General features: G+C 67.9%; 14 protein-coding genes. 2 read left to right on the top strand and 12 right to left on the bottom strand.

From position 1 onward, the window contains the following. Positions 1-9: 9 nt before the first annotated feature. From whiA to BC102111_RS05075, 6 genes are all read right to left on the bottom strand, one after another. The gene (gene whiA, locus BC102111_RS05100; RefSeq protein ID WP_009377204.1) at positions 10-993 is read right to left on the bottom strand and encodes a DNA-binding protein WhiA; all 984 of its coding nucleotides are present in this window, start codon (positions 991-993) and stop codon (positions 10-12) included. 26 nt (positions 994-1,019) lie between these two features. Then, entirely contained in the window at positions 1,020-2,015 is a 996-nt protein-coding gene (locus BC102111_RS05095; RefSeq protein WP_009377203.1) for a gluconeogenesis factor YvcK family protein, read from the bottom strand. Between the two features lies 1 nt (position 2,016). Continuing rightward, a complete protein-coding gene (rapZ, locus tag BC102111_RS05090; RefSeq protein ID WP_009377202.1) occupies positions 2,017-2,913 on the bottom strand; it encodes an RNase adapter RapZ in 897 nt (298 codons plus the stop codon). 97 nt (positions 2,914-3,010) lie between these two features. Then, positions 3,011-4,873 carry an excinuclease ABC subunit UvrC gene (uvrC, locus tag BC102111_RS05085; protein ID WP_063250271.1) on the bottom strand — a complete coding sequence of 621 codons (1,863 nt, stop codon included), beginning with the start codon at positions 4,871-4,873 and terminating at the stop codon, positions 3,011-3,013. After that, positions 4,866-7,739 (bottom strand): excinuclease ABC subunit UvrA, encoded by a 2,874-nt coding sequence (uvrA, locus tag BC102111_RS05080; RefSeq protein ID WP_063250270.1) that lies wholly within the window; start codon positions 7,737-7,739, stop codon positions 4,866-4,868. Before uvrA ends, uvrC begins: the two co-directional genes overlap by 8 nt. Before the next feature lie 55 nt (positions 7,740-7,794). Continuing rightward, complete coding sequence (locus BC102111_RS05075) at positions 7,795-10,311, bottom strand: DEAD/DEAH box helicase (protein ID WP_167560906.1); 2,517 nt, start codon at positions 10,309-10,311, stop codon at positions 7,795-7,797. Between the two features lie 65 nt (positions 10,312-10,376). Between BC102111_RS05075 and BC102111_RS05070 the strand changes: the two genes are divergently transcribed. Then, positions 10,377-10,667, top strand: a complete 291-nt coding sequence (locus tag BC102111_RS05070; RefSeq protein ID WP_009377198.1) for a YciI family protein — start codon at positions 10,377-10,379, stop codon at positions 10,665-10,667. A 112-nt stretch (positions 10,668-10,779) separates the two neighbouring features. Here BC102111_RS05070 and BC102111_RS05065 read toward each other — a convergent pair whose 3' ends face one another. From BC102111_RS05065 to rpsA, 5 genes are all read right to left on the bottom strand, one after another. Further along, positions 10,780-11,850: a TerC/Alx family metal homeostasis membrane protein gene (locus tag BC102111_RS05065; protein WP_009377197.1), complete on the bottom strand. Its 1,071-nt coding sequence runs from the start codon at positions 11,848-11,850 to the stop codon at positions 10,780-10,782. A gap of 189 nt (positions 11,851-12,039) precedes the next feature. Continuing rightward, a complete protein-coding gene (uvrB, locus tag BC102111_RS05060) occupies positions 12,040-14,172 on the bottom strand; it encodes an excinuclease ABC subunit UvrB (RefSeq protein ID WP_009377196.1) in 2,133 nt (710 codons plus the stop codon). A gap of 69 nt (positions 14,173-14,241) precedes the next feature. Next, positions 14,242-15,150 carry a dephospho-CoA kinase gene (gene coaE / locus BC102111_RS05055; RefSeq protein WP_009377195.1) on the bottom strand — a complete coding sequence of 303 codons (909 nt, stop codon included), beginning with the start codon at positions 15,148-15,150 and terminating at the stop codon, positions 14,242-14,244. A 38-nt stretch (positions 15,151-15,188) separates the two neighbouring features. Then, positions 15,189-17,120, bottom strand: coding sequence for a hypothetical protein (locus BC102111_RS05050; protein ID WP_146001396.1), 1,932 nt, complete (start codon positions 17,118-17,120; stop codon positions 15,189-15,191). Continuing rightward, a complete protein-coding gene (gene rpsA, locus BC102111_RS05045; protein ID WP_009377192.1) occupies positions 17,098-18,576 on the bottom strand; it encodes a 30S ribosomal protein S1 in 1,479 nt (492 codons plus the stop codon). Before rpsA ends, BC102111_RS05050 begins: the two co-directional genes overlap by 23 nt. Positions 18,577-18,768: 192 nt before the next feature. Here rpsA and BC102111_RS05040 point away from each other — a divergent pair, with 192 nt between their 5' ends. Continuing rightward, on the top strand, positions 18,769-19,608 hold the full coding sequence (locus BC102111_RS05040; RefSeq protein ID WP_009377191.1) for a class I SAM-dependent methyltransferase: 840 nt from the start codon (positions 18,769-18,771) through the stop codon (positions 19,606-19,608). A 94-nt stretch (positions 19,609-19,702) separates the two neighbouring features. On the opposite strand, the gene polA is transcribed toward BC102111_RS05040, so the two are convergent. Beyond that, positions 19,703-22,372 carry a DNA polymerase I gene (polA, locus tag BC102111_RS05035; protein ID WP_095375533.1) on the bottom strand — a complete coding sequence of 890 codons (2,670 nt, stop codon included), beginning with the start codon at positions 22,370-22,372 and terminating at the stop codon, positions 19,703-19,705. Positions 22,373-22,391 lie beyond the last annotated feature (19 nt).

Here is a 22,391-nt window from a genome sequence, read left to right as displayed (position 1 = left end):
GCCCCGATCCTATCGGTCCTCGAGCATGTCGGGAGTGAGACTGGCTTCAGTCCCAGGAATTCCCAATTCTTCGGCTCGCTTGTCGGCCGTCGAGAGCAGGCGGCGGATCCGACCGGCCACTGCGTCCTTCGTCATCGGGGGGTCGGCGAGCTGACCGAGCTCCTCGAGGGAGGCCTGCTTGTGGGTGACACGCAGCTGTCCGGCATAGCGCAGATGCTCGGGAACGTCCTCGCCGAGGATCTCCAGCGCCCGCTCGACACGGGCACCGGCGGCCACGGCGGCACGGGCCGAGCGCCGCAGGTTGGCATCGTCGAAGTTCGCGAGCCGGTTGGCCGTGGCCCGCACCTCCCGGCGCATCCGCCGCTCCTCCCAGACGAGGACGGCGTTGTGGGAGCCCATCCGGGTGAGCAGGGCGGCGATGTCGTCGCCGTCGCGGATGACGACGCGGTCGACTCCGCGCACCTCGCGGGCCTTCGCGCTCAGTCCCAGTCGGCGGGCGGCGCCGACGAGAGCCAGCGCGGCTTCGGGTCCGGGGCAGGTGACCTCGAGGGCCGAGGAGCGGCCGGGCTCGGTGAGCGAGCCGTGGGAGAGGAAGGCCCCCCGCCACGCGGCTTCGGCGTCGGCGACCGAGCCGTTGACGATCGCCGAGGGCAGTCCGCGCACCGGACGGCCGCGGTTGTCGACGAGGCCGGTCTGGCGGGCCAGCGCCCCGCCGTCGCGGGTCACCCGCAGCAGATAGCGGTTGGAGCGGCGCAGTCCCGCGGCGTTGATGACGACGATGTCCGCGAACTGTCCGTAGAGCTCCTTGATCTCGCTGCGCAGGCGCTTGGCGGCCTGCGCGGTGTCGAGCTCTGCCTCGAGCACGATCGAGCCGTTGACGAGGTGGAGAGCGGAGGAGAAGCGGAAGATCGAGGACACTTCGGCCTTCCGAGCCGAGGTGCGGGTGATCTTCACCCTCGCCAGCTCGTCCTTGACCTGAGCGGTCAATGCCATTGTTCGTCCTCCTGCACGGATCCGTCCTACCACTGCTCTTCGACGCCGATCCCGGCGTCGATCAACATGTCACGGTAGCATGCCGCGAGCTTGAGGCTGTCATGTTGGCCTGCCCGCCGGGAGCTGAGCGGATGCACTCGGAGTTTCGCGTCGAACATGTCCCGCGCCCGCTGTTCGAGCTCGGGTTCGATGCCGATCGTCGCTTCGTCGACGAGCACGTAGTCGAGCCTGAGCGACGGGGCGTGACGGTGGAGGGAGACGAGGTGCTCGCCGAGGCTGAGGTCCCGGGTCTCACCGTCGCTGGCCGAGAGGTTGAGGGTGAGCGATTTCACCGCTCGGGAGCGCACGATCGCATCCGAGAGCGAGGGGACGAGAAGGTGCGGCATGACGGAGGTGTACCACGATCCGGGCCCGAGGTTGAGGACGTCGGCCTCGGCGACGGCCTCGACGGTCTCGTAGCGAGCGGGCGGGTCCGCGGGGTCGAGCCGCACGGATTCGACATGGCCGCGGGTCGAGGCGAGCACCGACTGGCCGCGGACGATCTGGAAGGAGCCGGGGAACTGGACGTCGGCCTCGATCGTCAGCGGCACCGACGACATCGGCAGCACCCGGCCGTGGGCGCGCAGGAGCTTGGCCATCCAGTCGAGTCCGGCGACGTGGTCGCCGTGGATCTGCCACAGGGCGGCGATGAGGAGGTTGCCGACGGCATGGCCGTTGAGTTCGCCGTCGGAATCGAAGCGGTGCTGGATGACGTCGCGCCAGGTCCGCCCCCAGTTGCCGTCGTCGCAGAGGGCGGCCAGAGCCATCCGCAGGTCGCCGGGCGGCAGACCCCCGAGCTCGTCGCGCAGGCGTCCCGAGGAGCCGCCGTCGTCGGCGACGGTGACGACGGCGGTGAGCGACTCCGTGAGCAGGCGGAAGGCGCGCAGGGCGGCGTAGAGGCCGTGTCCGCCGCCGAACGAGACGATCTTCGGTCCCTTGTTGATCACCGTCGGGGTGATCTGCGGGAGGTCCTCGGTCTCCATCTCACTCCCTCCCCAGGTCGCGGTGACGCACGGTGACGGGGATGCCGGTGCGCGCGGTGAGGCTCTTGGCGATGCGCTCGCTGATCGCCACCGACCGGTGCTTGCCGCCGGTGCAGCCGATGCCGATGAGCGCGTAGCCGCGGCCCTCGTGGAGGTAGCCCTGGGCGATCGTGTCCAAGGTCGCGGTGTAGCGTTCGATGAACTCCTCGGCGCCGTTCTGGCCGAGGACGAAGTCGGCGACGTCGGAGTCGAGGCCGTTGTGCCCGCGCAGGTGGGGGATCCAGTACGGGTTGGGCAGGAAACGGACGTCGGCGACGTTGTCGGCGTCCTTGGGCAGACCGTATTTGAACCCGAAGCTCATCACCGTCAGACGCAGCGGCGGTGCGTCGTCGGCGCTGAAGCGCTTGCGCACCTCGGAGCCGAGCTGGTGGACGTTGAGGTCGGAGGTGTCGATGATGATGTCGGCACGGTGTTTGAGGGATTCGAGGGCTTCGCGTTCGGCTTCGATGCCGTCGAGCAGGGTGCCTTCGCCCTGGAGCGGGTGAGGCCTGCGGGTCGATTCGAAACGGCGGACGAGGACTTCGTCGGCGGCGTCGAGGAAGAGGATCCGCAGAGACAGTCCCTGGTCGAGGAAGTCGGAGATCGTGTCCTCGACCTCGGCGTACTTCGCCCGGCCCTTCGAGTCGGTGACGATGGCGATCTTCGGCACCGCACCGTCGGCGCGGGCGACGAGCTCGACGAGCGGTCGCATCATCTGCGGGGGAAGGTTGTCGACGACGTACCAGTCGAGGTCCTCAAGGACGTTGGCCACCGTTGTCCGGCCGGCCCCGGACATGCCTGTGACGAGCACGACCTCGATGGGATGCTCGGCACCGTTCGCGTCGCCGTGTGTGCTCATGCGTCCTCCTCGTGTCCGCGGCCTGACTCGACACTACTGTAGAGCACGCGGGTCCGCGCTTGCGGTCGGTGCTCTCAGTCCCTGCCCAGAGGGGGCCTCAGTCCTCGCTCAGCGCCGCGGCGATCTTCTCGGCCAGCGCGGGACCGATTCCCCTGACCTCGCAGAGCTCCTCGACACTCGCGGCGCGGGCCTTCTTCACCGACCCGAAGTGCCCCAGCAGCGCCGTGCGCTTGGCTTCGCCGAGGCCGGGGATGTCGTCGAGGACGGAGCTCGTCATCGCCTTCGCCCGCTTCGAGCGGTGGTAGGTGATGGCGAACCGGTGGGCTTCGTCGCGGAGTCGCTGCATGAGGAAGAGTCCCTCGGAGTTGCGCGGGAGGATGACGGGGAACGGATCGTCGGGCACCCACACCTCCTCGAGGCGTTTGGCGAGTCCGACGACGGAGATGTCGACGATGCCGAGGTCGGACAGCGCCCGGGTGGCGGCGGCGACCTGAGGGCCTGCCCCGTCGACGACGAGGAGGCTCGGCCGGTACCCGAACCGGTCGTCGGGCTCGTCGGAGGCCATCTGCTCGAGGTACCGGCTGAACCGGCGGGAGACGACGTCGTACATCGAGGCCGTGTCGTCGGTCGCCGCCTCCCCGTGGATCGCGAAGTGCCGGTAGTCGCGCTTCTTCGCCAGGCCGTCCTCGAAGACGACGAGGCTCGCGACGACGTTCGAGCCCTGTGTGTGCGAGATGTCGATGCATTCGATGCGCAGCGGTGCCTCGGGCAGGCCGAGGTGGTCCTGGATCTCCTTGAGCGCGGCGCTGCGGGTGGTGAGGTCCGAGGAGCGTTTGAGCTTGTGCTGGACGAGCGCTTCCTTCGCGTTCTTCGTCACGGTCTCGAGCACGGCCTTCTTCTCCCCGCGTTCGGGGACCCGCACGCTCACCTTCGAGCCGCGCTGCCGGCTCAGCCAGCTCTCGAGGGAGTCGAGGTCGGCGGGGATCGTGTCGACGAGGATCTCCTTGGGGATCGCCTCCGCGTCGAGACCCGAGTAAGCCTGCCGGAGGTAGTCGGTGGTGAGCTCGGCCGGGCCGTGGTCATCGGAGCGTTCGATGATCCACCCCCGCTGGCCGCGGATCCGGCCCCCGCGGACATGGAAGACCTGGACGGAGGCTTCGAGCTCCTCGGTGACGAGGGCGAAGACGTCGCAGTCGGCGGAGACCGAGAGGACGACGGCGGACTTGTCGAGGACCTTCTGCAGGGCCGTGAGCTCGTCGCGCAGGCGCGCGGCCTGTTCGTAGTCGAGATCGGCTGCGGCAGCGGCCATCTCCTTCTTCCGCTCGCTGATGAAGCGTCCGGTGCTGCCGGACATGAAGTCGACGACGCCGCGGGCGAGCTCACGGTGGTCCTCGATGCTGATATTGCCCACACACGGGGCTGCGCACTTGTCGATGTAGCCGAGCAGGCAGGGGCGCCCGCTGCGCTCGGCCCGCCGGTAGACGCCGGGAGTGCACGTGCGCATCGGGAAGGCCTTGAGGAGGAGGTCGAGAGTGTCCCTGATCGCCCACACCTGCCCGAAGGGGCCGAAGTAGCGGACCCCCTTGCGCCGCTTGCCCCGGGTGATGAAGGCCCGGGGCACCTCGTCGTTCATCGTGATCGCGAGGTACGGGTAGGACTTGTCGTCGCGGAACATGACGTTGAACCGCGGGTTGAACTCGTTGATCCACGTCCACTCGAGCTGGAGGGCCTCGACCTCGGTGTCGACGACGGTCCATTCCACCGAGGCGGCGGTGTGGACCATCGTCGACGTCCGCGGGTGGAGGGCTGCGGGGTTGGAGAAGTACGAGTTGAGCCGGTTGCGCAGGTTCTTCGCCTTGCCGACGTAGATGACTCGCCGGTCGGGGTCGCGGAACTTGTAGACCCCGGCCGAGGTGGGAATGCTGCCCGTGGCCGGACGATAGCTCGCCGGGTCAGCCATCGAGCATCTCTGCCAGGAAGCGCCCGGTGTGGCTCTTCGGGTTCGCAGCGACCTCCTCCGGGGTGCCCTCGGCGACGACCTGCCCGCCGCCGCGTCCGCCCTCGGGTCCGAGGTCGATGACGTAGTCGGCGTTGGCGATGACGTCGAGGTTGTGTTCGATGACGATGACCGAGTTGCCCTTCTCGACGAGGCCCTGGAGGACGTGGAGGAGCTTCGAGATGTCTTCGAAGTGGAGACCGGTCGTCGGTTCGTCGAGCACGTAGACGGTGCGTCCGCGCGAGCGCTTCTGGAGCTCCGCGGCGAGTTTGACGCGCTGCGCCTCACCGCCGGACAGCGTCGTCGCCGGCTGACCGAGGCGGACGTAGCCGAGTCCGACGTCGACGAGGGTCTTCAGGTGCCGCGAGATCGCGGGGATCGCCGCGAAGAACTCGGCGGCCTCCTCGATGGGCATGTCGAGCACCTCGGCGATCGTCTTGCCCTTGAACGTCACCTCGAGGGTCTCCCGGTTGTACCGGGCGCCCCCGCATACCTCGCAGGGGACGTAGACGTCGGGGAGGAAGTTCATCTCGATCTTGATCGTCCCGTCGCCGCTGCAGTTCTCGCAGCGTCCGCCCTTGACGTTGAAGGAGAAGCGTCCCGGCTGGTAGCCGCGGACCTTCGCCGACTCGGTCTCCGCGAAGAGGCGGCGGATGTGGTCGAAGACGCCGGTGTACGTCGCCGGGTTCGACCGCGGGGTGCGCCCGATCGGCGACTGGTCGACGTGGACGACCTTGTCGAGGTTCTCCAGGCCGGTCACCCGCTTGTGCCGACCGGGCACCCTGGAGGCGCCGTTGAGGACGTTGGCCATCTGCGTGTAGAGGATCTCGTTGACGAGCGTCGACTTGCCGGACCCGGAGACGCCGGTGACGGCGGTGAGCACTCCGAGGGGGACGGAGACGGTGATGTCGCGGAGGTTGTTCTCACTCGCCTTCTCGACGGTGACCATCCGTTCGGGGTCGACCGGGCGGCGCGTCGACGGGATGGCGATCGCCTTCCGTCCGTCGAGGTAGGCCCCGGTGATCGAGCGCTCGGCGTCCTTGAGCCCGGGCACGGGACCGGAGTAGATGACCTCTCCCCCGTGCTCGCCGGCGCCGGGACCGATGTCGACGATCCAGTCGGCGGCGGCGATCGTGTCCTCATCGTGTTCGACGACGATGAGGGTGTTGCCGAGGTCCTTGAGCTTGATGAGCGTGTCGATGAGGCGCCGGTTGTCGCGCTGGTGGAGGCCGATCGAGGGTTCGTCGAGGACGTAGAGGACGCCGACGAGCCCGGACCCGATCTGTGTGGCGAGCCGGATCCGCTGCGCCTCTCCGCCCGAGAGCGTGCCCGCCGCCCGGTTGAGGCTGAGGTATTCGAGACCGACGTCGAGGAGGAAGCCGAGGCGGGCGTTGATCTCCTTCATCACCTGCGCGGCCACGGCGGCGTCGCGGCCGCTGAGTTCGAGACCGGAGAGGAAGTCGGCCGCTTCGTCGAGGGCGAGCTCGGCGACCTCGGCGATCGAGCGGTCCGCGATCTTCACAGCCAGGGCTTCGGGCTTGAGCCGGGTGCCATGGCAGCTCGCGCACGGGATCTCGCGCATGTACGACTCGTAGCGCTCCCTCGACCAGTCGGATTCGGTCTCGTCGTGCTTGCGCTGGATGTACTGGAAGACGCCTTCGAAGCCGGTCGAGTACGTCCGCTCGCGGCCGAACCGGTTCTTGTACTTGACGTGGACCTCGTAGTCCTTGCCGGTGAGGATCGCGGTGCGCTGGGCGGACGTGAGGTCCTTCCACGGAGTCTTCAGGGTGAAGCCGAGTTCGTTCCCGAGCCCGGTGAGCAGACGGTTGAAGTACTTCGTCACCTGCTTGCCGCCCGACCACGGGGCGATCGCGCCCGCGCCGAGGCTGAGGTCCTCGTCCGGGACGACGAGGCTCTCGTCGACCTGGAGGCGGGTGCCGATGCCGTCGCAGGTCGGGCACGCGCCGAACGGCGAGTTGAAGGAGAACGTGCGGGGTTCGATCTCGTCGATCGTCAGGGGGTGCTCGTTCGGGCACGACATGTGCTCGGAGAACGTGCGCGTGACGCCGTCGTCGACGAGGTCGACGTCGATGCGGCCATCGGCGAGGCCGAGCGCCGTCTCGACGGAGTCGGTCAGGCGCGGGCGCATCCCGTCCTTGGCGACGAGGCGGTCGACGACGACGGAGATCGTGTGCTTGTACCTCTTGTCCAGGGTCGGCGGGTCGCTCAGACTGATCTGCTCTCCGTCGACGATCGCGCGGGAGAATCCCTTCGTCTGCAGGTCGGTGAAGAGGTCGACGAACTCCCCCTTGCGCAGGCGCACGACGGGGGCGAGGACGAGGAACTTCGTCCGCTCCGGCAGTTCGAGGAGTTGGTCGACGATCTGCTGCGGGGTCTGCTTCGTGATGACCTCACCGCAGATCGGGCAGTGCGGCACCCCGATGCGGGCCCAGAGCAGGCGGAGGAAGTCATAGACCTCGGTGATCGTGCCCACCGTCGAACGGGGGTTGCGCGAGGTCGACTTCTGGTCGATCGACACGGCCGGGGACAGGCCCTCGATGAAGTCGACGTCGGGCTTGTCCATCTGGCCGAGGAACATCCGGGCGTACGAGGACAGGGACTCGACGTAGCGGCGCTGCCCCTCGGCGAAGATCGTGTCGAAGGCGAGCGAGGACTTCCCCGATCCGGAGAGTCCGGTGAAGACGACCATGGAGTCGCGCGGGAGCGCGATCTCGACGTTCTTGAGGTTGTGCGCGCGGGCACCCTTGACCCACAGCGTGTCGAGATGGGACACGCCGGAGGGAGACTGAGTCGCACTGTTCGTTTTCATCACCCGTCCACTGTATTACTCGGCACTGACACACGTCTGCTCACTGTTGCCGACGTTACCCGCCGGTCCCGACATGGGAGTCGGCGATCTCGCCGACCGCGACGATCCGCAGGACGATGTCGCCGCTGTCGTCGCTGGCGGCCACGTCCACCGAGGCGTCGATGGCCCAATCCCGGTTGCCCTCGGGATCGGAGAGGATCTGACGCACCGCCCAGACAGTCGAACCGGGAACGATGTCGATAAATTCCCGTCCTCGCGCGGTCTGGTCGATGAGCAGGTCTCCGTACTCGTCGTAGAAGTCCTCGATCGCCTCCTCCCAAGCCTGCTTGTCGAACCCGGACTCCGCGTCGAGCCGGCCGAGCTCGTCGTAGTCGGCGCGCTCGGCGAGCAGCACGCGGTGGAAGAGCGCATTGCGGATCTCAGCGGTGAAGGCCTTCGTGTTCTCCGAGAACCGACGCTCGAGGTCGGGCAGCTCCGCGAAGTCGGTCTCGGTCGGGCTGAGACCCTGCAGGGTGCGCCATTCGTCGATGAGCGAGGAGTCGGTGCGCGCCACCGTCTCCCCCAGCCAGCCGATGATCTCCTGCAGCTCCTCGCCGCGACGGTCGGCGGGAACGTTGTGGGTGAGCGCCCGGTAGACGTCGGTGAGGTACCGCAGCAGGCTGCCTTCGGCACGGGCGAGCCCGTAGTAGCCGACGAACTGGGTGAAGCCCATCGCCTGCTCGAGCATGTCGCGCACGATCGACTTCGGTTCGAAGTCGCCGGCCCGCAGCCACGGATGGGTGAGCGCGAAGTGCTCGAAGGCGGGCTCGAGGACGTCCGCGAGCGGCTTCGGGCCCTCGACCTCGTCGAGGATGGCCATCCGCTCGGGATAGTCGAGTCCCTCCGCCTTGAGTTCGGCCAGGGTCTCGCGCTTGATCCGGTCGAGCTGGCCCTTGAGGATCGTGAAGGGAACGGGGATCGTCGATTCGACGAGGGAGACGACGTCGAGCGCCCAGGACTCCGACTCCGGATCGAGAAGGTCGAGACCGGCGAGGACGAATGGGGCCAGCGGCTGGTTGAGGGCGAACTGGGGACCGAGGTCCGCGGTCGGGACGAGTTCGCTCCCCCGCTTCTCGATGAGGCCTGCGTCGATGAGGGAGCGTCCGATGCGCAGCGCCGTGAGCTTGAGGTCGAGGCGGCGTTCACGGCTCTCGTGGGTCGAGTCGATGAATCGGCTGATCGTTGCGACGTCCGAGCCCGGGCGGGCTGTGAGGTTGAGGATCGTCGAATGGTCGATGCGCATGCGCGAGCGCAGCGATTCCGGCTCGGATCCGATGAGCTTGGTCAGGGTCTCCTCGGACCAGCCGACGAACCCGGCCGGGGCGGCCTTCTTCTTGATCTTCTTCCGCTTCTTGTCGGCGTTCGCCGCCTTGGCCTCGGCGCGGAGATTCTCGATGACGTGCTCGGGTGCCTGGGCGACGACGTATCCGCGGGTGTCGAAGCCGGCGCGTCCGGCGCGACCGGCGAGCTGCTGGAACTCGCGCACGCTCAGGCGCCGCATCTTCGACCCGTCGAACTTCGTCAGGCCCGTGAGCAGGACGGTGCGGATGGGGACGTTGATGCCCACGCCGAGGGTGTCGGTTCCGGAGATGACGAGGAGGATGCCCTTGAGGGCGAGTCGTTCGACGAGGCGGCGGTACTTCGGCAGCATTCCCGCGTGGTGGACCCCGACCCCGTGGAGGAGGAGGCGGCGCAGCGTCTGACCGAAGCCCTTGGAGAAGGAGAACCCCTTGATCTCCTCGGCGATGCGCGCCTTCTGGTCCTTCGTCGCGAGGTCGACCGAGAGCAGTCCGGTGGCGAGTTCGATGGCCCCGTTCTGGGAGTAGGAGACGACGTAGACGGGGGCCTTGTCATGGCGGATGAGGGCCCGCAGCGTATCGGAGAGCGGTTCCGTCGAGTATTCGAAGTCGAGCGGCACGGGGCGGGTCGCCGAGGTGATCACCGCGGTATCGCGCCCGGTCGTGTCCGCCATCGTCCGCCGGATCTCGGTGGTGTCGCCGAGGGTCGCGGACATGAGGACGAACTGTGCCTGCGGCAGTTCGAGGAGCGGGATCTGCCAGGCCCAGCCTCGGGTGGGGTCGGCGAAGTAGTGGAACTCGTCCATGACGACCATGCCGACGTCGAGGACGCCGCCTTCGCGCAGCGCCTGGTTCGCGAGGATCTCCGCGGTCGCGCAGATGACCGGGGCGTCGCCGTTGACGGTCGTGTCCCCGGTGATCATGCCGACGTTCTCGGGTCCGAAGGCGTCGACGAGGGCGAAGAACTTCTCGCTCACGAGCGCCTTGAGCGGGGCGGTGTAGTAGGCCCGGATGCCGCGGGTGAACGCGGTGTAGAGCGCGAAGAGGGCGACGAGGGACTTCCCCGAGCCGGTCGGGGTCGCGACGATCGTGTTGTCTCCGGTGAGGACGGCGAGCATCGCATCCTCCTGCGCGGGATAGGGTTCGATCCCGAGCTGCCGACAGTAGTCGGCGAAGGACTCGAAGATCGTGTCCTCATCGGCGAACTCCGCCGGAATGTCCTGCAACCTCGTCACGACTCTGCACAGACCTTTCGCTCTAGACTGATGTCCATCCTATTCACCGACCCCAGGAGTGTGAGATGCCGGTATTCGCCGTCACCTATGTCTACGGCCCCGACACGGAGACGAGGATGGAGCACAGGCCCCGCCACCGGCAGTGGCAGGCCGCGCTCAACGAGGCGGGGACCATCCTCGCCTCGGGTCCCCTCGACGACTCCCCTGTGCCGGGTGGGCTGCTCATCCTCAGTGCGGCCGACGTCGCCGAGGTCGAGGCTCATCTGCGGGATGATCCGTATGCGGAGATCGGAGTCATCGACAGTGTGACGATCCGGCAGTGGACTCCGGTGTTCGGGCCCTTCGCCGAGGCGTGAGCCCAGGCTGCGGCTGCCGGCTTCGGCCTGAGTCCGCCCCCGAACCGACGTGCGCGGGAGGCTCCCGACGGAGCCTCCCGCGCACTGTCTCAGAGCGATCGTACGACCGGGTTCACTTCTCGGTGCCCTGGGAGGCCTCGGATTCCTGCGGGCCCTGATCGCGGAAGGACTTCCCGTCCCGCTTCATCTTGATGATCGAGGCGATCGTCGCCACGGCCATGGCCACGACGATGAACGTCAGCGACAGCCACGTCGGCACCTCGGGCACGACCTTGCCCCACTGCAGCCACGAGACGTCGGTCTCGTGGAGGGCGGTGATGAAGAGCTTGACGCCGATGAACGCGAGGATCGCGGCGATGCCGTAGTGGAGGTAGACGAGCTTGTCGACGAGCCCGCCGAGGAGGAAGTAGAGCTGGCGCAGACCCATGAGGGCGAACACGTTGGCGGCGAAGACGAGGAACGGGACCTGGGTGACGCCGAAGATCGCCGGGATCGAGTCGAGCGCGAACATCACGTCCGTCGAACCGATCGCGAGGAAGACGATGAACATGGGCGTCCAGTACTTCTTCCCGTCGATGTCGACGCGCAGCTTGTTGCCGTGGTACTCGTCGATGATGTTCATCCGCTTGCGGAGGAAGCGGATGAGGAAGTTCTCGCCGTCGCCCTCGTCCTCGCTCGCGAACGCCTGCCGGTAGGCGACGAAGAGGAGGAAGATGCCGAAGATGAAGAAGACCTCGACGAAGGCGCTGATGATCGCCGCGCCGGCGAGGATGAAGAGCCCGCGGAAGATGATGGCGATGATGATGCCCACCATGAGGACTTCCTGCTGGTACTTCCTCGGCACCTGGAAGCTGCCCATGATGATGATGAAGACGAAGAGGTTGTCGATGCTCAGGGAGTACTCGAGCAGCCAGCCGGTGAGGAACTCGCTGCCGTGTTGGGCATCGCCGATCCAGAACAGGGACCCGGCGAAGAGGAGGGCGAGCGAGACGTAGAAGACGACCCACAGGGTCGCCTCCCGCATCGAGGGCACGTGCGGGCGCTTGAAGACGAGGAGCACGTCGAAGATGAGGATCGCGACGATGATGATCCCCGAAGTGATCATGAACCACGGCGGGATGACGGCCCCGCTCGACGCTGCGGTGCTGCCGCCCGCGGCGAGGGTGGAGGACAGGATATCCATGGATGCCTTTCGTGATGACGGAGTGGTGTACCCGTGCCGAAAGTCTCTCCCACGCTAGGACCACACTGAGGTGGCGGCGTGCGCTCCGCGCCCGGACCCTGAAGGCGGATCGTGGTGACGAGCACGGATGGACGGGATACTCCCTTTCGCCAGCCACACCAGTATAGTCACCTTCCCACGGCCTCATGGTCAGGCGTGTCCGACCTCCTTCATCGCCCGCAGCTCCTTCTTGAGATCCGAGAGCTCATCGCGCAGGCGAGCGGCGAGTTCGAACTGGAGTTCGGCGGCGGCGGCGTGCATCTGCGTCGTCAGGGACTCGATGAGCTCAGTGAGGTCCGCAGCCGGCGGGCGCAGCGAGCTGCCGCCGGAGGCGGCCTGACGCTGCTCGTCGCTGAGCGTCGAATTGTAGCCGCGCTTGCCTTTGCCGTAGTCGAACTCCGTGAGCAGCTCACGGGTGTCGGCGTCCTCACGCTGAAGCCGCTCGGTGATGTCGGCGATCTTCTTCACCAGCGGCGCCGGATCGATGCCGTTCTCCTCGTTGTAGGCGATCTGGATCTCCCGCCTGCGGTTCGTCTCGTCGATCGCCTCCTGCATCGAGCGGGTGATCGAGTCGGCGTACATGTGGACCTGGCCGTGGACATTGCGGGCCGCGCGGCCGATCGTCTGGATGAGCGAGGTCGTCGACCGGAGGAAGCCCTCCTTGTCGGCGTCGAGGATCGCGACGAGGGAGACCTCGGGCAGGTCGAGGCCCTCCCGGAGCAGGTTGATGCCGACGAGGACGTCGAACTCCCCGGCCCGCAGCTCGGTGAGCAGCTCGACGCGGCGCAGCGTGTCGACATCCGAGTGGAGGTACTGGACGCGGACCTCGTGGTCGAGGAGGTAGTCGGTGAGGTCCTCGGCCATCTTCTTCGTCAGGGTGGTCACGAGCACCCGCTCGTTGCGCTCGACCCGGGTCCGGATCTCGTCGAGGAGGTCGTCGATCTGGCCCTTCGTCGGCTTGACAACGACCTCGGGGTCGACGAGGCCGGTGGGCCGGATGATCTGCTGGACGGTGCCGGAGGCGCGTTCGAGCTCGAAGTCGCCCGGGGTCGCCGAGAGGTAGACGGTCTGCCCCACGCGTTCGCGGAACTCGTCGAACTTCAGCGGTCGGTTGTCCATCGCGCTCGGCAGCCGGAAGCCGTGTTCGACGAGTGTGCGCTTGCGCGACATGTCGCCTTCATACATGCCGCCGATCTGGGGCACGGTGACATGGGACTCGTCGACGACGAGGAGGAAGTCCTCGGGGAAGTAGTCGAGCAGGCAGTTCGGCGCCGAGCCCGCGGGACGACCGTCGATGTGGCGGGAGTAGTTCTCGATCCCCGAAGTGAAGCCCATCGACTCCATCATCTCGAGGTCGTAGCTCGTGCGCATCTTCAGCCGCTGCGCCTCCAAGAGCTTGTTCTGGGCTTCGAACTCGCTCAGCCGGGACTGGAGCTCGTCCTCGATCTCGCTGATCGCCCGGCCCATCCTGTCCTCACCGGCGACGTAGTGGGAGGCCGGGAAGACATGGATGGTGTCCTCGTCGCGGATGATCTCCCCGGTGAGCGGGTGGAGGGTCTGCAGCGATTCGATCTCGTCGCCGAAGAACTCGATGCGCAGGGCGAGCTCCTCGTACTGCGGGATGATCTCGACGGTGTCGCCCCGGACCCGGAACGTGCCGCGGGTGAAGGCCATGTCGTTGCGCGTGTACTGCATCGAGACGAACCGCTTGAGGAGTTCGTCCCGGTCGCACTCCTGCCCCTTGTGGAGGGTGACCATGCGGTCGACGTACTCCTCGGGGGTGCCGAGACCGTAGATGCACGAGACGGTCGAGACGACGACGACGTCGCGGCGGGTGAGCAGCGAGTTCGTCGCCGAGTGCCGCAGCCGCTCGACCTCGTCGTTGATCGACGAGTCCTTCTCGATGAAGGTGTCGGTCTGCGGGACGTACGCTTCCGGCTGGTAGTAGTCGTAGTAGGAGACGAAGTACTCGACCGCGTTGTTGGGCAGGAGCTGGCGGAACTCGTTGGCCAGCTGGGCGGCGAGGGTCTTGTTCGGCGCCATGATGAGCGTGGGCCGCTGCACCTGTTCGATGAGCCACGCCGTCGTCGCCGACTTGCCGGTGCCGGTGGCGCCGAGGAGGACGATGTCGCGCTCACCGGAGTCGAGGCGCTCGGAGATCTCACGGATCGCGGTGGGCTGGTCGCCCGAGGGCGAGTATTCGGAGACGACCTCGAACGGTGCCACCGTGCGAGTGACGTCGGGTCGGTGCCCGATCGCGGGCAGGGGACGTGATGGGCTCATGGACCCAGCGTAGACCTCGGCCCTGACACGACACTGGGCAGGACCCACCCGACCGGGCCGACGCTGCCCTCACCCGGCGGGACGCACCTCGAGGTCGGCGGGCAGTCCGGGATCGGCGCTGGCCCGCAGGAGCTCGTCGTCGGAGGCCGCCGGGGGGAACCCGAGCGTCGTCAGCCGCGGTGAGAGCGCCTCTGCCGAGCCGGCGTCGGGCACCGCGAGCGCGAGGGCGATCGGCACCCCCGACGAGCCGTCGCCGGTCACGGCGATCGGGAACTCCTCGCCCGTGCCGTGGCGCAGCTTCGCGGCGAGGCGTTCGGCATCGCCCTCGCGCCGCTCAGCCACGACCCCGGCCTCACGCGCCGCGGGACGCCCCGCGGCGAGGTTCGCGGCGAACGGCGCCAACCGCTCTGTCCAGAGACGGTCGACGACCGCCTCGGCAGCGGTGGGGGTGCCGGAGTTGTCGATGAGGACGTCGCACGCGGCCCGCCGCTCCTCGTCGCTCGCCTGCCGGGCGATGCGCGCCTGCGCATCGTCGCGGTCCATCCCCCGGGACGCGACGAGGCGATCGAGCCGGACGTCGGCGGGGACGTCGACGAGGAGGGTGAGGTGGTAGCCGGTCTCCATGTGGTTCTCGACGAGGAGGGGGACGTCGTGGACGACGACCTCGGCGGTCGATGCGGCGAAGCGCTGCGCGGTCCGATCCCGGATGACCGGGTGCATGAGCGCGCCGAGGCGGGCCGTCGACTCGGGATCGGCGAAGGCGACGGCGGCGAGACGGGCCCGGTCGAGTCCGCCGTCGGCGGAGACGATGTCACGGCCGAACGCCTCGGCGAGGGTGTCGACGAGCGGTTCCCCGGGGGCGACGACCTCGCGGGCGATGACGTCGGCGTCGATGATCTCCGCGCCATGGGCGGCGAGCAGCCCGGCCACCGTCGATTTGCCCGCGCCGATCCCTCCGGTCAGTCCGATCCTCAGCATGGGGCCAGCCTATCCCCCGGCGAGGGCGCTGTGGCGGATCAGGAGCCGGACCCGCTCACCCGAAAGACGACGACTCCCTCGTCGGCGAACACGGGCTGTCCGAGATGCGCCGTAAGCAGTGCCTCGAGCTCACCGGTTCCCCCGGTCGCCAGCGGAGCCTCGGGAGCGATGACGACGAAGTCGACGCCCGCATTCCGCAGGGAGGCGATGCCGGCGGCGACGGCGGGGTCGTCGGCTGCGGGCATAGGGGCGCCGGCGAAGATCGTCGGGCGCAGGGCCGTATCGAGTCCGTCCTCGGGGGCGGCGTAGGTGACCGGGGAGTCGGGGCTCGAGCCGATGAAGTACCCGCCGGTCTCCCGGTACCGGAAGTCGGCAACGGACTGCCACACCATCGCCTCATCGGCGTGCGGTTCGGCCCACGCGAGCGGCCGCGGCAGGGTCTTGACGACGGATCCGGCAGGGATCACCTCGGCGATGGAGCTGCGGTAGAACTCGGGGACGTAGACCTCACGGGCGGGCTGGACACCGGGGAGGACGACGATGGCCGCAACGGCGAGCAGGCCGAGCATCGCGATCCCGCGGGGACGGCGGCGGGCCGTCAGCGCCCATTGGAGACCCCAGCCGAGGATCGCGAAGAGCGCGATCGTCGAATGGAGGACGAGGCGCATGGGCAGGACGTTGTTGAGCACGGGGATCGACTCGATGAGGGCGAAGGGACCCGTGGGGACGAGGACGGACCCGCCGAGGAGGACGGGCGATCCCAGCGAGAGGACGAAGACGAGCAGGCCGGTGACCGCGGCGACGCGCACGACAACCGAGCGGCGGGCGAAGGCGAGGACGATGATCGCCGCCGCGAGGAGGGCGGGGATGCCGACGTAGGCGCCGATCTCGGCGCCGTCGATGTCCATGACCCGTGGCAGCGGTGACTCACCCGCGCCGATGAGCGTCGGGGACGCGGGGACGACGGGATCGAGGAGGTCGGTGTTCCACACGCCGTGCGGGCGGATCGCCCCGGACGGGGCGTTGGGACCGGCCATCGTCAGCAGCAGCGGGAGCGCACAGATCAGGGCGATCCCGGCGCCGAGGAGGCCGCCGGCTCCCAGGCGCAGCCAGCCGATGCGGGTGAGCAGGGAACGGCCGCAGAGGACGAGGCCGAGCATGAGGCAGAGGAAGGCGATGAACGTCCCGGCGAGCACCTCGGTGGAGACGTAGAACTGGAAGCCGAGGACGGCGCCGAGCCCGAGCCCGAGCAGCCAGGTGCGGCAGCCGAGCACGCGGGCGTCCCCGGACCGTTCGACCCCGGCGGCGTCGGTCGGCTGGGCGCCCGCGTCCTGGCCGGGTCCCGGCCGCGGTCCGGCGAGGAGGGCGAGGACGAGTGCTGCGACGAGCGGCGGGGCGATCGCGAAGGCGAGGTTGGGGTGTCCGGAGAGCTGCGCGATCGTGTAACTCGAGAACCCGACGCCTGCGGCCGCGGCGAACGCGGGGCCGCGACGGAGGAAGCGGGTGAAGAGCACTGCCGTCGCAAGCGAGTTGAGGACGGGGATGGCGAGGATGAGGACGTTGTAGGCGATGATCGGCCCGGCCACCCAGGTGAGCGGCGCCAGCACGATCGCGATCCCGGTCAGGGAGGTGTTCCACGCGCCGTTGACTCCCCCGCCGAGCGCATTCATCGCGTCGGTGAAGAGGAAGCCCTCCCCGGCGGCGACGGATCCGTCACCGAAGCCGAGGAACCCGGCGAGCACCTCGGCGCCGTGGCCGAGCCACCAGATGAAGAGCGAGGAGTCGTCGTTGCCGGCGGACACCTGGCCGCCCGGGTCGGCGGCGACACCGCCGAACACGCAGATGCTCGCGAGGATGAGGATGAGCGTGTACCACGCCCATGGTCGCAGTCGCGCATATGCAAAGGGCTCCCGGCCTGTCGACCGGGAGCCCTTCACTGCGCTGATGTCAGCTGCCTGCAAGCTTCTCACGCAGAGCTGCGAGTGCTTCGTCGCTGGCGAGCGTGCCCTCGTCGCCCGACTCCTCGGAGGAGAAGGACCCGGTGGCGGGAGCGGCGTCGGAGCCCGAGTCCGCAGCGCCGGCTTCGGCGTCCGCGGCGATGGCCTTCGCGACCTGCTTCTTGTGCTCTTCCCAACGCGCCTGGGCGGCGGCGTACTGCTGCTCCCAGATCTCGCGCTGCGCCTCGAAGCCCTCGATCCACTCGTTGGTCTCGGGGTCGAAGCCTTCGGGGTACTTGTAGTTGCCGTCCTCGTCGTACTCCTGCGGCATGCCGTAGAGAGCCGGGTCGAGGAACTCCTCGGCCTCGGGGTCGACGCCTTCGTTCGCCTGCTTGAGCGAGAGCGAGATGCGGCGACGCTCGAGGTCGATGTCGATGACCTTGACGTAGATGGTCTCGTCGACGGAGACGACCTGCTCGGGCAGGTCGACGTGGCGCACGGCGAGCTCGGAGATGTGGACGAGGCCCTCGATGCCGTCCTCGACGCGGACGAACGCGCCGAACGGAACGAGCTTGGTGACCTTGCCGGGCACGATCTGGCCGATGACGTGGGTGCGCGCGAAGTGCTGCCACGGATCTTCCTGCGTCGCCTTAAGCGAGAGCGAGACGCGCTCACGGTCCATGTCGACGTCGAGGACCTCGACGGTGACCTCGTCACCGACGGTGACGACCTCACCCGGGTGATCGATGTGCTTCCAGGACAGCTCCGAGACGTGCACGAGTCCGTCGACACCACCGAGGTCGACGAAGGCACCGAAGTTGACGATCGAGGACACGACGCCGGGACGGACCTGGCCCTTCTGCAGGGTCTGGAGGAAGTCGTGGCGGACCTCGGACTGGGTCTGCTCGAGCCAGGCGCGGCGCGAGAGGACGACGTTGTTGCGGTTCTTGTCGAGTTCGATGATCTTCGCCTCGACCTGCTGCCCGATGTAGGGGGCGAGGTCGCGGACGCGACGCATCTCGACGAGCGAGGCGGGAAGGAAGCCGCGCAGGCCGATGTCGACGATCAGGCCGCCCTTGACGACCTCGATGACGGTGCCGGTGACGACGCCGTCCTCTTCCTTGATCTTCTCGATGTCGCCCCAGGCGCGCTCGTACTGCGCACGCTTCTTCGACAGCATGAGGCGGCCCTCTTTGTCCTCCTTCTGGAGAACGAGTGCCTCGATGGGGTCCCCGACCTCGACGACTTCGCCGGGATCGACATCGTGCTTGATGGACAGTTCACGCGAAAGGACGACGCCTTCCGTCTTGTATCCGATGTCGACGAGGACCTCGTCGCGGTCGACCTTGACGACGGTGCCTTCGACGATGTCGCCATCGTTGAAGTACTTGATCGTCTCGTCGACGGCGGCAAGGAAGTCCTCAGCGGTTCCGATGTCATTGACAGCGACCTGCTTCGGCTGCACCGATTCCGGCGTGGTGGTGGTCATATAGGTAGGGACTCCGATGGAATTGTGTCCCGGATCCGATACCCTTGGGGTGCTTGCACAGCCTGTGGGAGTCGCATCCGGTCTCGATTACGATTATGGACTCGTATGCATACGCACATACGGTTGTCAATACTAGCATCATTCAGGGCATGAATGCACCCTGGGATCTGCCCCTCGATTCGCGGAGGACTCATGAGCGACGGAAGCTATTCGACCGAGGTCATCAGCGGGGGGTATCTGCCGATCGACGAAGAGGCGTCGGTGCGCGCCAACCGCAGCTATTGGGACAATTCCGCCGAGGAGTACCTCGCCGAGCACGGCAGCTTCCTCGGCGCCTCGGACTTCATGTGGTGTCCCGAAGGAATTCACGAATCGGACGTCCACCTCCTCGGCACAGTCGCCCGGAAGCAGATCCTCGAGGTCGGGTGCGGGGCCGGGCAGTGCTCCCGCTGGCTCGCCGAGGAGGGCGCCATCGCCACGGGCATCGACCTCTCCGCGGGCATGCTCGAGCAGGCCTCGCGCCTGCAGCGGGAGAATCCGCTCAGCCCCGATGCCACTCCCCCGACCTTCGTCCGCGCCGACGCCCGCTCCCTGCCGTTCGCCTCGAACAGCTTCGACATCGCGTTCTCCGCGTACGGTGCCCTGCCCTTCGTCAAGGACGCCGAGGTGGTGCTGGCCGAGGTGGCCCGCGTCGTCCGCCCCGGCGGAAAGTGGGTCTTCTCGACGACGCACCCGATGCGCTGGATGTTCCCCGACGTGCCGGGCGAATCGGGGCTGACCGTCGAGTACTCGTACTTCGACCGGACGCCGTACGTCGAGATCGATGCCGACGGCCAGCCCGTCTACGCCGAGCACCACCGGACGATGGGCGACTGGGTGAGCCTGCTCGTGGGCGCCGGCTTCACGATCGACTCGGTGACCGAGCCCGAGTGGCCGGAGACGAACACGACCGCGTGGGGCGGCTGGTCTCCCCTGCGCGGCGCGCTCATGCCCGGGACTGTGATCTTCGCGACGACGCTGCCCGACGCCTGACGCGCGCGACCCGGTTCTCACTCAAGCCGGAGCGCACATTGCAAGTGTTCCTCCCTTGGCTGAGTGCTGGGCGCCTTGAGCGAGCGCGCTGCTCTCAGTGGGCGGCGGCGTGCCAGGAGATGCCGGTGCCGACGTTGACGTCGAGGGGGACGTCGAGTTCGAAGGCCGAGCCCATCTCCTCAGTGACGATCGCCTTGACCTCGTCCGCCTCCTCGGGGTGGAGGTCGACGATGATCTCGTCGTGGACCTGGAGCAGCATGCGGGAGCGGAAGCCCTCGAGCCGGTCGGCGACCTTGAGCATCGCGATCTTCATGATGTCGGCGGCCGAGCCCTGGATCGGGGCGTTGAGCGCGGCGCGCTCGGCCATCTCGCGGAGCTGCCTTCGGTCGCTGTGGAGTGCGGGCAGGTACCGCCGGCGTCCCATGATCGTCTCCGTGAAGCCCTTGTCTCGGGCCTGCTCGACGATCTCGTCGAGGTAGTCCTTGACCGCCCCGAAGCGCTCGAAGTACTGGGCCATGAGATCCCGGGCCTCCTCGACGCCGATCGCGAGCTGCCGGGAGAGCCCGTACGCGGAGAGCCCGTAGACGAGGCCGTACGACATCGCCTTGACCTTCGAGCGCATCGTCGCGTCCACCTCGTCGATGCCGACGGAGAAGACCTTCGACCCGACGTACGAGTGGAGGTCCTCGCCGTCCTTGAACGCCTGGATGAGCGCGGCATCGCCGGAGAGGTGCGCCATGATGCGCATCTCGATCTGCGAGTAGTCGGCGGTGAGGAGGAGCCCGCCCTCGACGGACGGATCGGCGACGAAGACCTCGCGGATGCGCCGCCCGGACTCGGTGCGCACGGGGATGTTCTGCAGGTTCGGATCGAGCGAGGACAGACGTCCGGTGGCCGCAACCGTCTGCTGATAGGTCGTATGGATCCGCCCGTCCTCGGCGACGGTCTTGCCGAGCCCGACGACGGTCTGCTTGAGCTTCGTCGCATCGCGGTGGGCGAGCAGGTGCTGGAGGAACGGGTGCTCGGTCTTGACGAAGAGCTCGGCCAGCGCATCGGCGTCGGTCGTGTACCCCGTCTTCGTCCGCTTCGTCTTCGGCATGTCGAGTTCGTCGAAGAGGACCGTCTGCAGCTGCTTCGGGGACCCGAGGTTGACCTCGTGGCCGATCGCCTCGTACGCGAGCTCGGCACTCGCCTGCGCCTGCTTCGTGAAGTCCTCGACGAGCGCGGTCAGGCCGTCCTCGTCGATGGCGATGCCGGCCATCTCCATGCCCGCGAGCACCGGGACGAGCGGCAGTTCGATGTCCCGGTAGACCTGGGTCATGTTCGCTTCGTCGATCGCCGTCGCAAGCACGTCATGGACCTCGATGAGCGCTGCCGCGTTGGTTCCGTGGGTGCGTGCGGTCGCGTCGGTGTCGAGGTCGAGGGAGAGCTGGCCGTCCTTCGCCGAGGCGGCGGCGAGTTCGATGCCGGCGCGTTCGGCGGCGATGTCGCGCAGCTCGTAGCTGCGCTGGTCGGGCACGAGAAGGTACGCGGCAAGCGCCGTGTCCCCGGCGACGTCCCCGATGTCGATGCCCACCGATCGCAGGGCCTTGAGCTGGAGCTTCGAGGAGTGGAAGATGAGCGCCGAAGCGCGCAGCGCCTCCCCCAGCGCCGTGAGTTCGTCCTCGCTCGCCTCCCCGAGGTCGACGACCTGGGCGGTGCCGGCTTCGGTGGAGACAGCGAGGAAGCGGACGTCGCCGTGACCGAGCTCGTACGTCGCGTCCGAGTCGAGGGCGAGGACATCCGCCTCGGCGATGGAGTCAAGCAGGATGGGCACGTCGACGGTCGTGACCTCGACCTCACGGGCCGGGGCGACCTCAGCACCGGCCGGGGTCGCAGCGTCCCCGAAGATCGCGGCCAGACGCTTGCCGAGCGCCTGGAACTCGAGCTGGTCGAACAGGCTGCTCAGCTCCGCCGGGTCGCCCTCGCCCCAGGTGAGGTCGGCATAGGCGAGGCCTAAGTCGACGTCGTCGACGAGGCGGTTGAGCCGATAGTTGCGTTCGACGTCGCCGAGGTGGTCGCGCAGCTTCTCGCCGACCTTCCCGCCGATCTCGTCGGCGTGCTCGAGGACGCCGGGGAGGTCGCCGTGGGCGGTCAGCCACTTCGCCGCGGTCTTGTCCCCGACCCCGGGGACGCCGGGGAGGTTGTCGGCCTTCTCCCCCACCAGGGCTGCGAGGCCGCGGTAGTTGGCCGGGGTGACCCCGTACTTCTCCTCGATCGCCTCCGGCGTCATCCGCACGAGGTCGCTCACGCCGCGCTTCGGGTAGAGGATCGTCACGGTGTCGGTGGCGAGCTGGAACGAGTCCTTGTCCCCGGTCATCACCTCGACGCTCGCGCCGGCCTCCCGCCCGAGGCGGGCCATCGTCGCGAGCGCATCGTCGGCCTCATAGCCCTCCTTCGTCACGACGCGGATGCCCATGGCAGTGACGATGTCCTTGATGAGGTCGATCTGCGGGTGGAACTCCGGCGGCGTCTTCGCCCGCCCGGCCTTGTACTCCGCGTACTCCTCGAGGCGGAAGGTCTCGCGTCCGAGGTCGAAGGCGACGGCGACGTGGCTCGGCGCCTCGTCGCGGAGCACATTGATGAGCATCGAGATGAACCCGAAGATCGCGTTCGTCGTCTGGCCGGTGCTCGTCGCGAAGTTCTCCGCCGGGAGGGCGTGGAAGGCCCGGTAGGCAAGGGAGTGACCGTCGATGAGCAGGAGGGATTCGTTAGCGTGACTCACATGCAATAGCCTAGCGTTC

The organism is Brevibacterium casei CIP 102111, from assembly GCF_900169275.1.
Lineage (GTDB): Bacteria > Actinomycetota > Actinomycetes > Actinomycetales > Brevibacteriaceae > Brevibacterium > Brevibacterium casei.
The sequence above is the reverse complement of the archived record's forward strand: the minus strand, read 5'-3'. Positions and strand labels throughout refer to the sequence as shown.

Excerpts from the sequence above, each read along its gene's own strand:
- rpsA (WP_009377192.1), bottom strand. The coding sequence starts at position 18,576 with ATGACCACCACCACGCCGGAATCGGTGCAGCCGAAGCAGGTCGCTGTC.
- BC102111_RS05070 (WP_009377198.1), top strand. The coding sequence starts at position 10,377 with ATGCCGGTATTCGCCGTCACCTATGTCTACGGCCCCGACACGGAGACG.
- coaE (WP_009377195.1), bottom strand. The coding sequence starts at position 15,150 with ATGCTGAGGATCGGACTGACCGGAGGGATCGGCGCGGGCAAATCGACG.
- uvrA (WP_063250270.1), bottom strand. The coding sequence starts at position 7,739 with ATGAAAACGAACAGTGCGACTCAGTCTCCCTCCGGCGTGTCCCATCTC.
- whiA (WP_009377204.1), bottom strand. The coding sequence starts at position 993 with ATGGCATTGACCGCTCAGGTCAAGGACGAGCTGGCGAGGGTGAAGATC.
- uvrC (WP_063250271.1), bottom strand. The coding sequence starts at position 4,873 with ATGGCTGACCCGGCGAGCTATCGTCCGGCCACGGGCAGCATTCCCACC.
- BC102111_RS05065 (WP_009377197.1), bottom strand. The coding sequence starts at position 11,850 with ATGGATATCCTGTCCTCCACCCTCGCCGCGGGCGGCAGCACCGCAGCG.
- BC102111_RS05040 (WP_009377191.1), top strand. The coding sequence starts at position 18,769 with ATGAGCGACGGAAGCTATTCGACCGAGGTCATCAGCGGGGGGTATCTG.
- BC102111_RS05095 (WP_009377203.1), bottom strand. The coding sequence starts at position 2,015 with ATGGAGACCGAGGACCTCCCGCAGATCACCCCGACGGTGATCAACAAG.
- uvrB (WP_009377196.1), bottom strand. The coding sequence starts at position 14,172 with ATGAGCCCATCACGTCCCCTGCCCGCGATCGGGCACCGACCCGACGTC.
- rapZ (WP_009377202.1), bottom strand. The coding sequence starts at position 2,913 with ATGAGCACACACGGCGACGCGAACGGTGCCGAGCATCCCATCGAGGTC.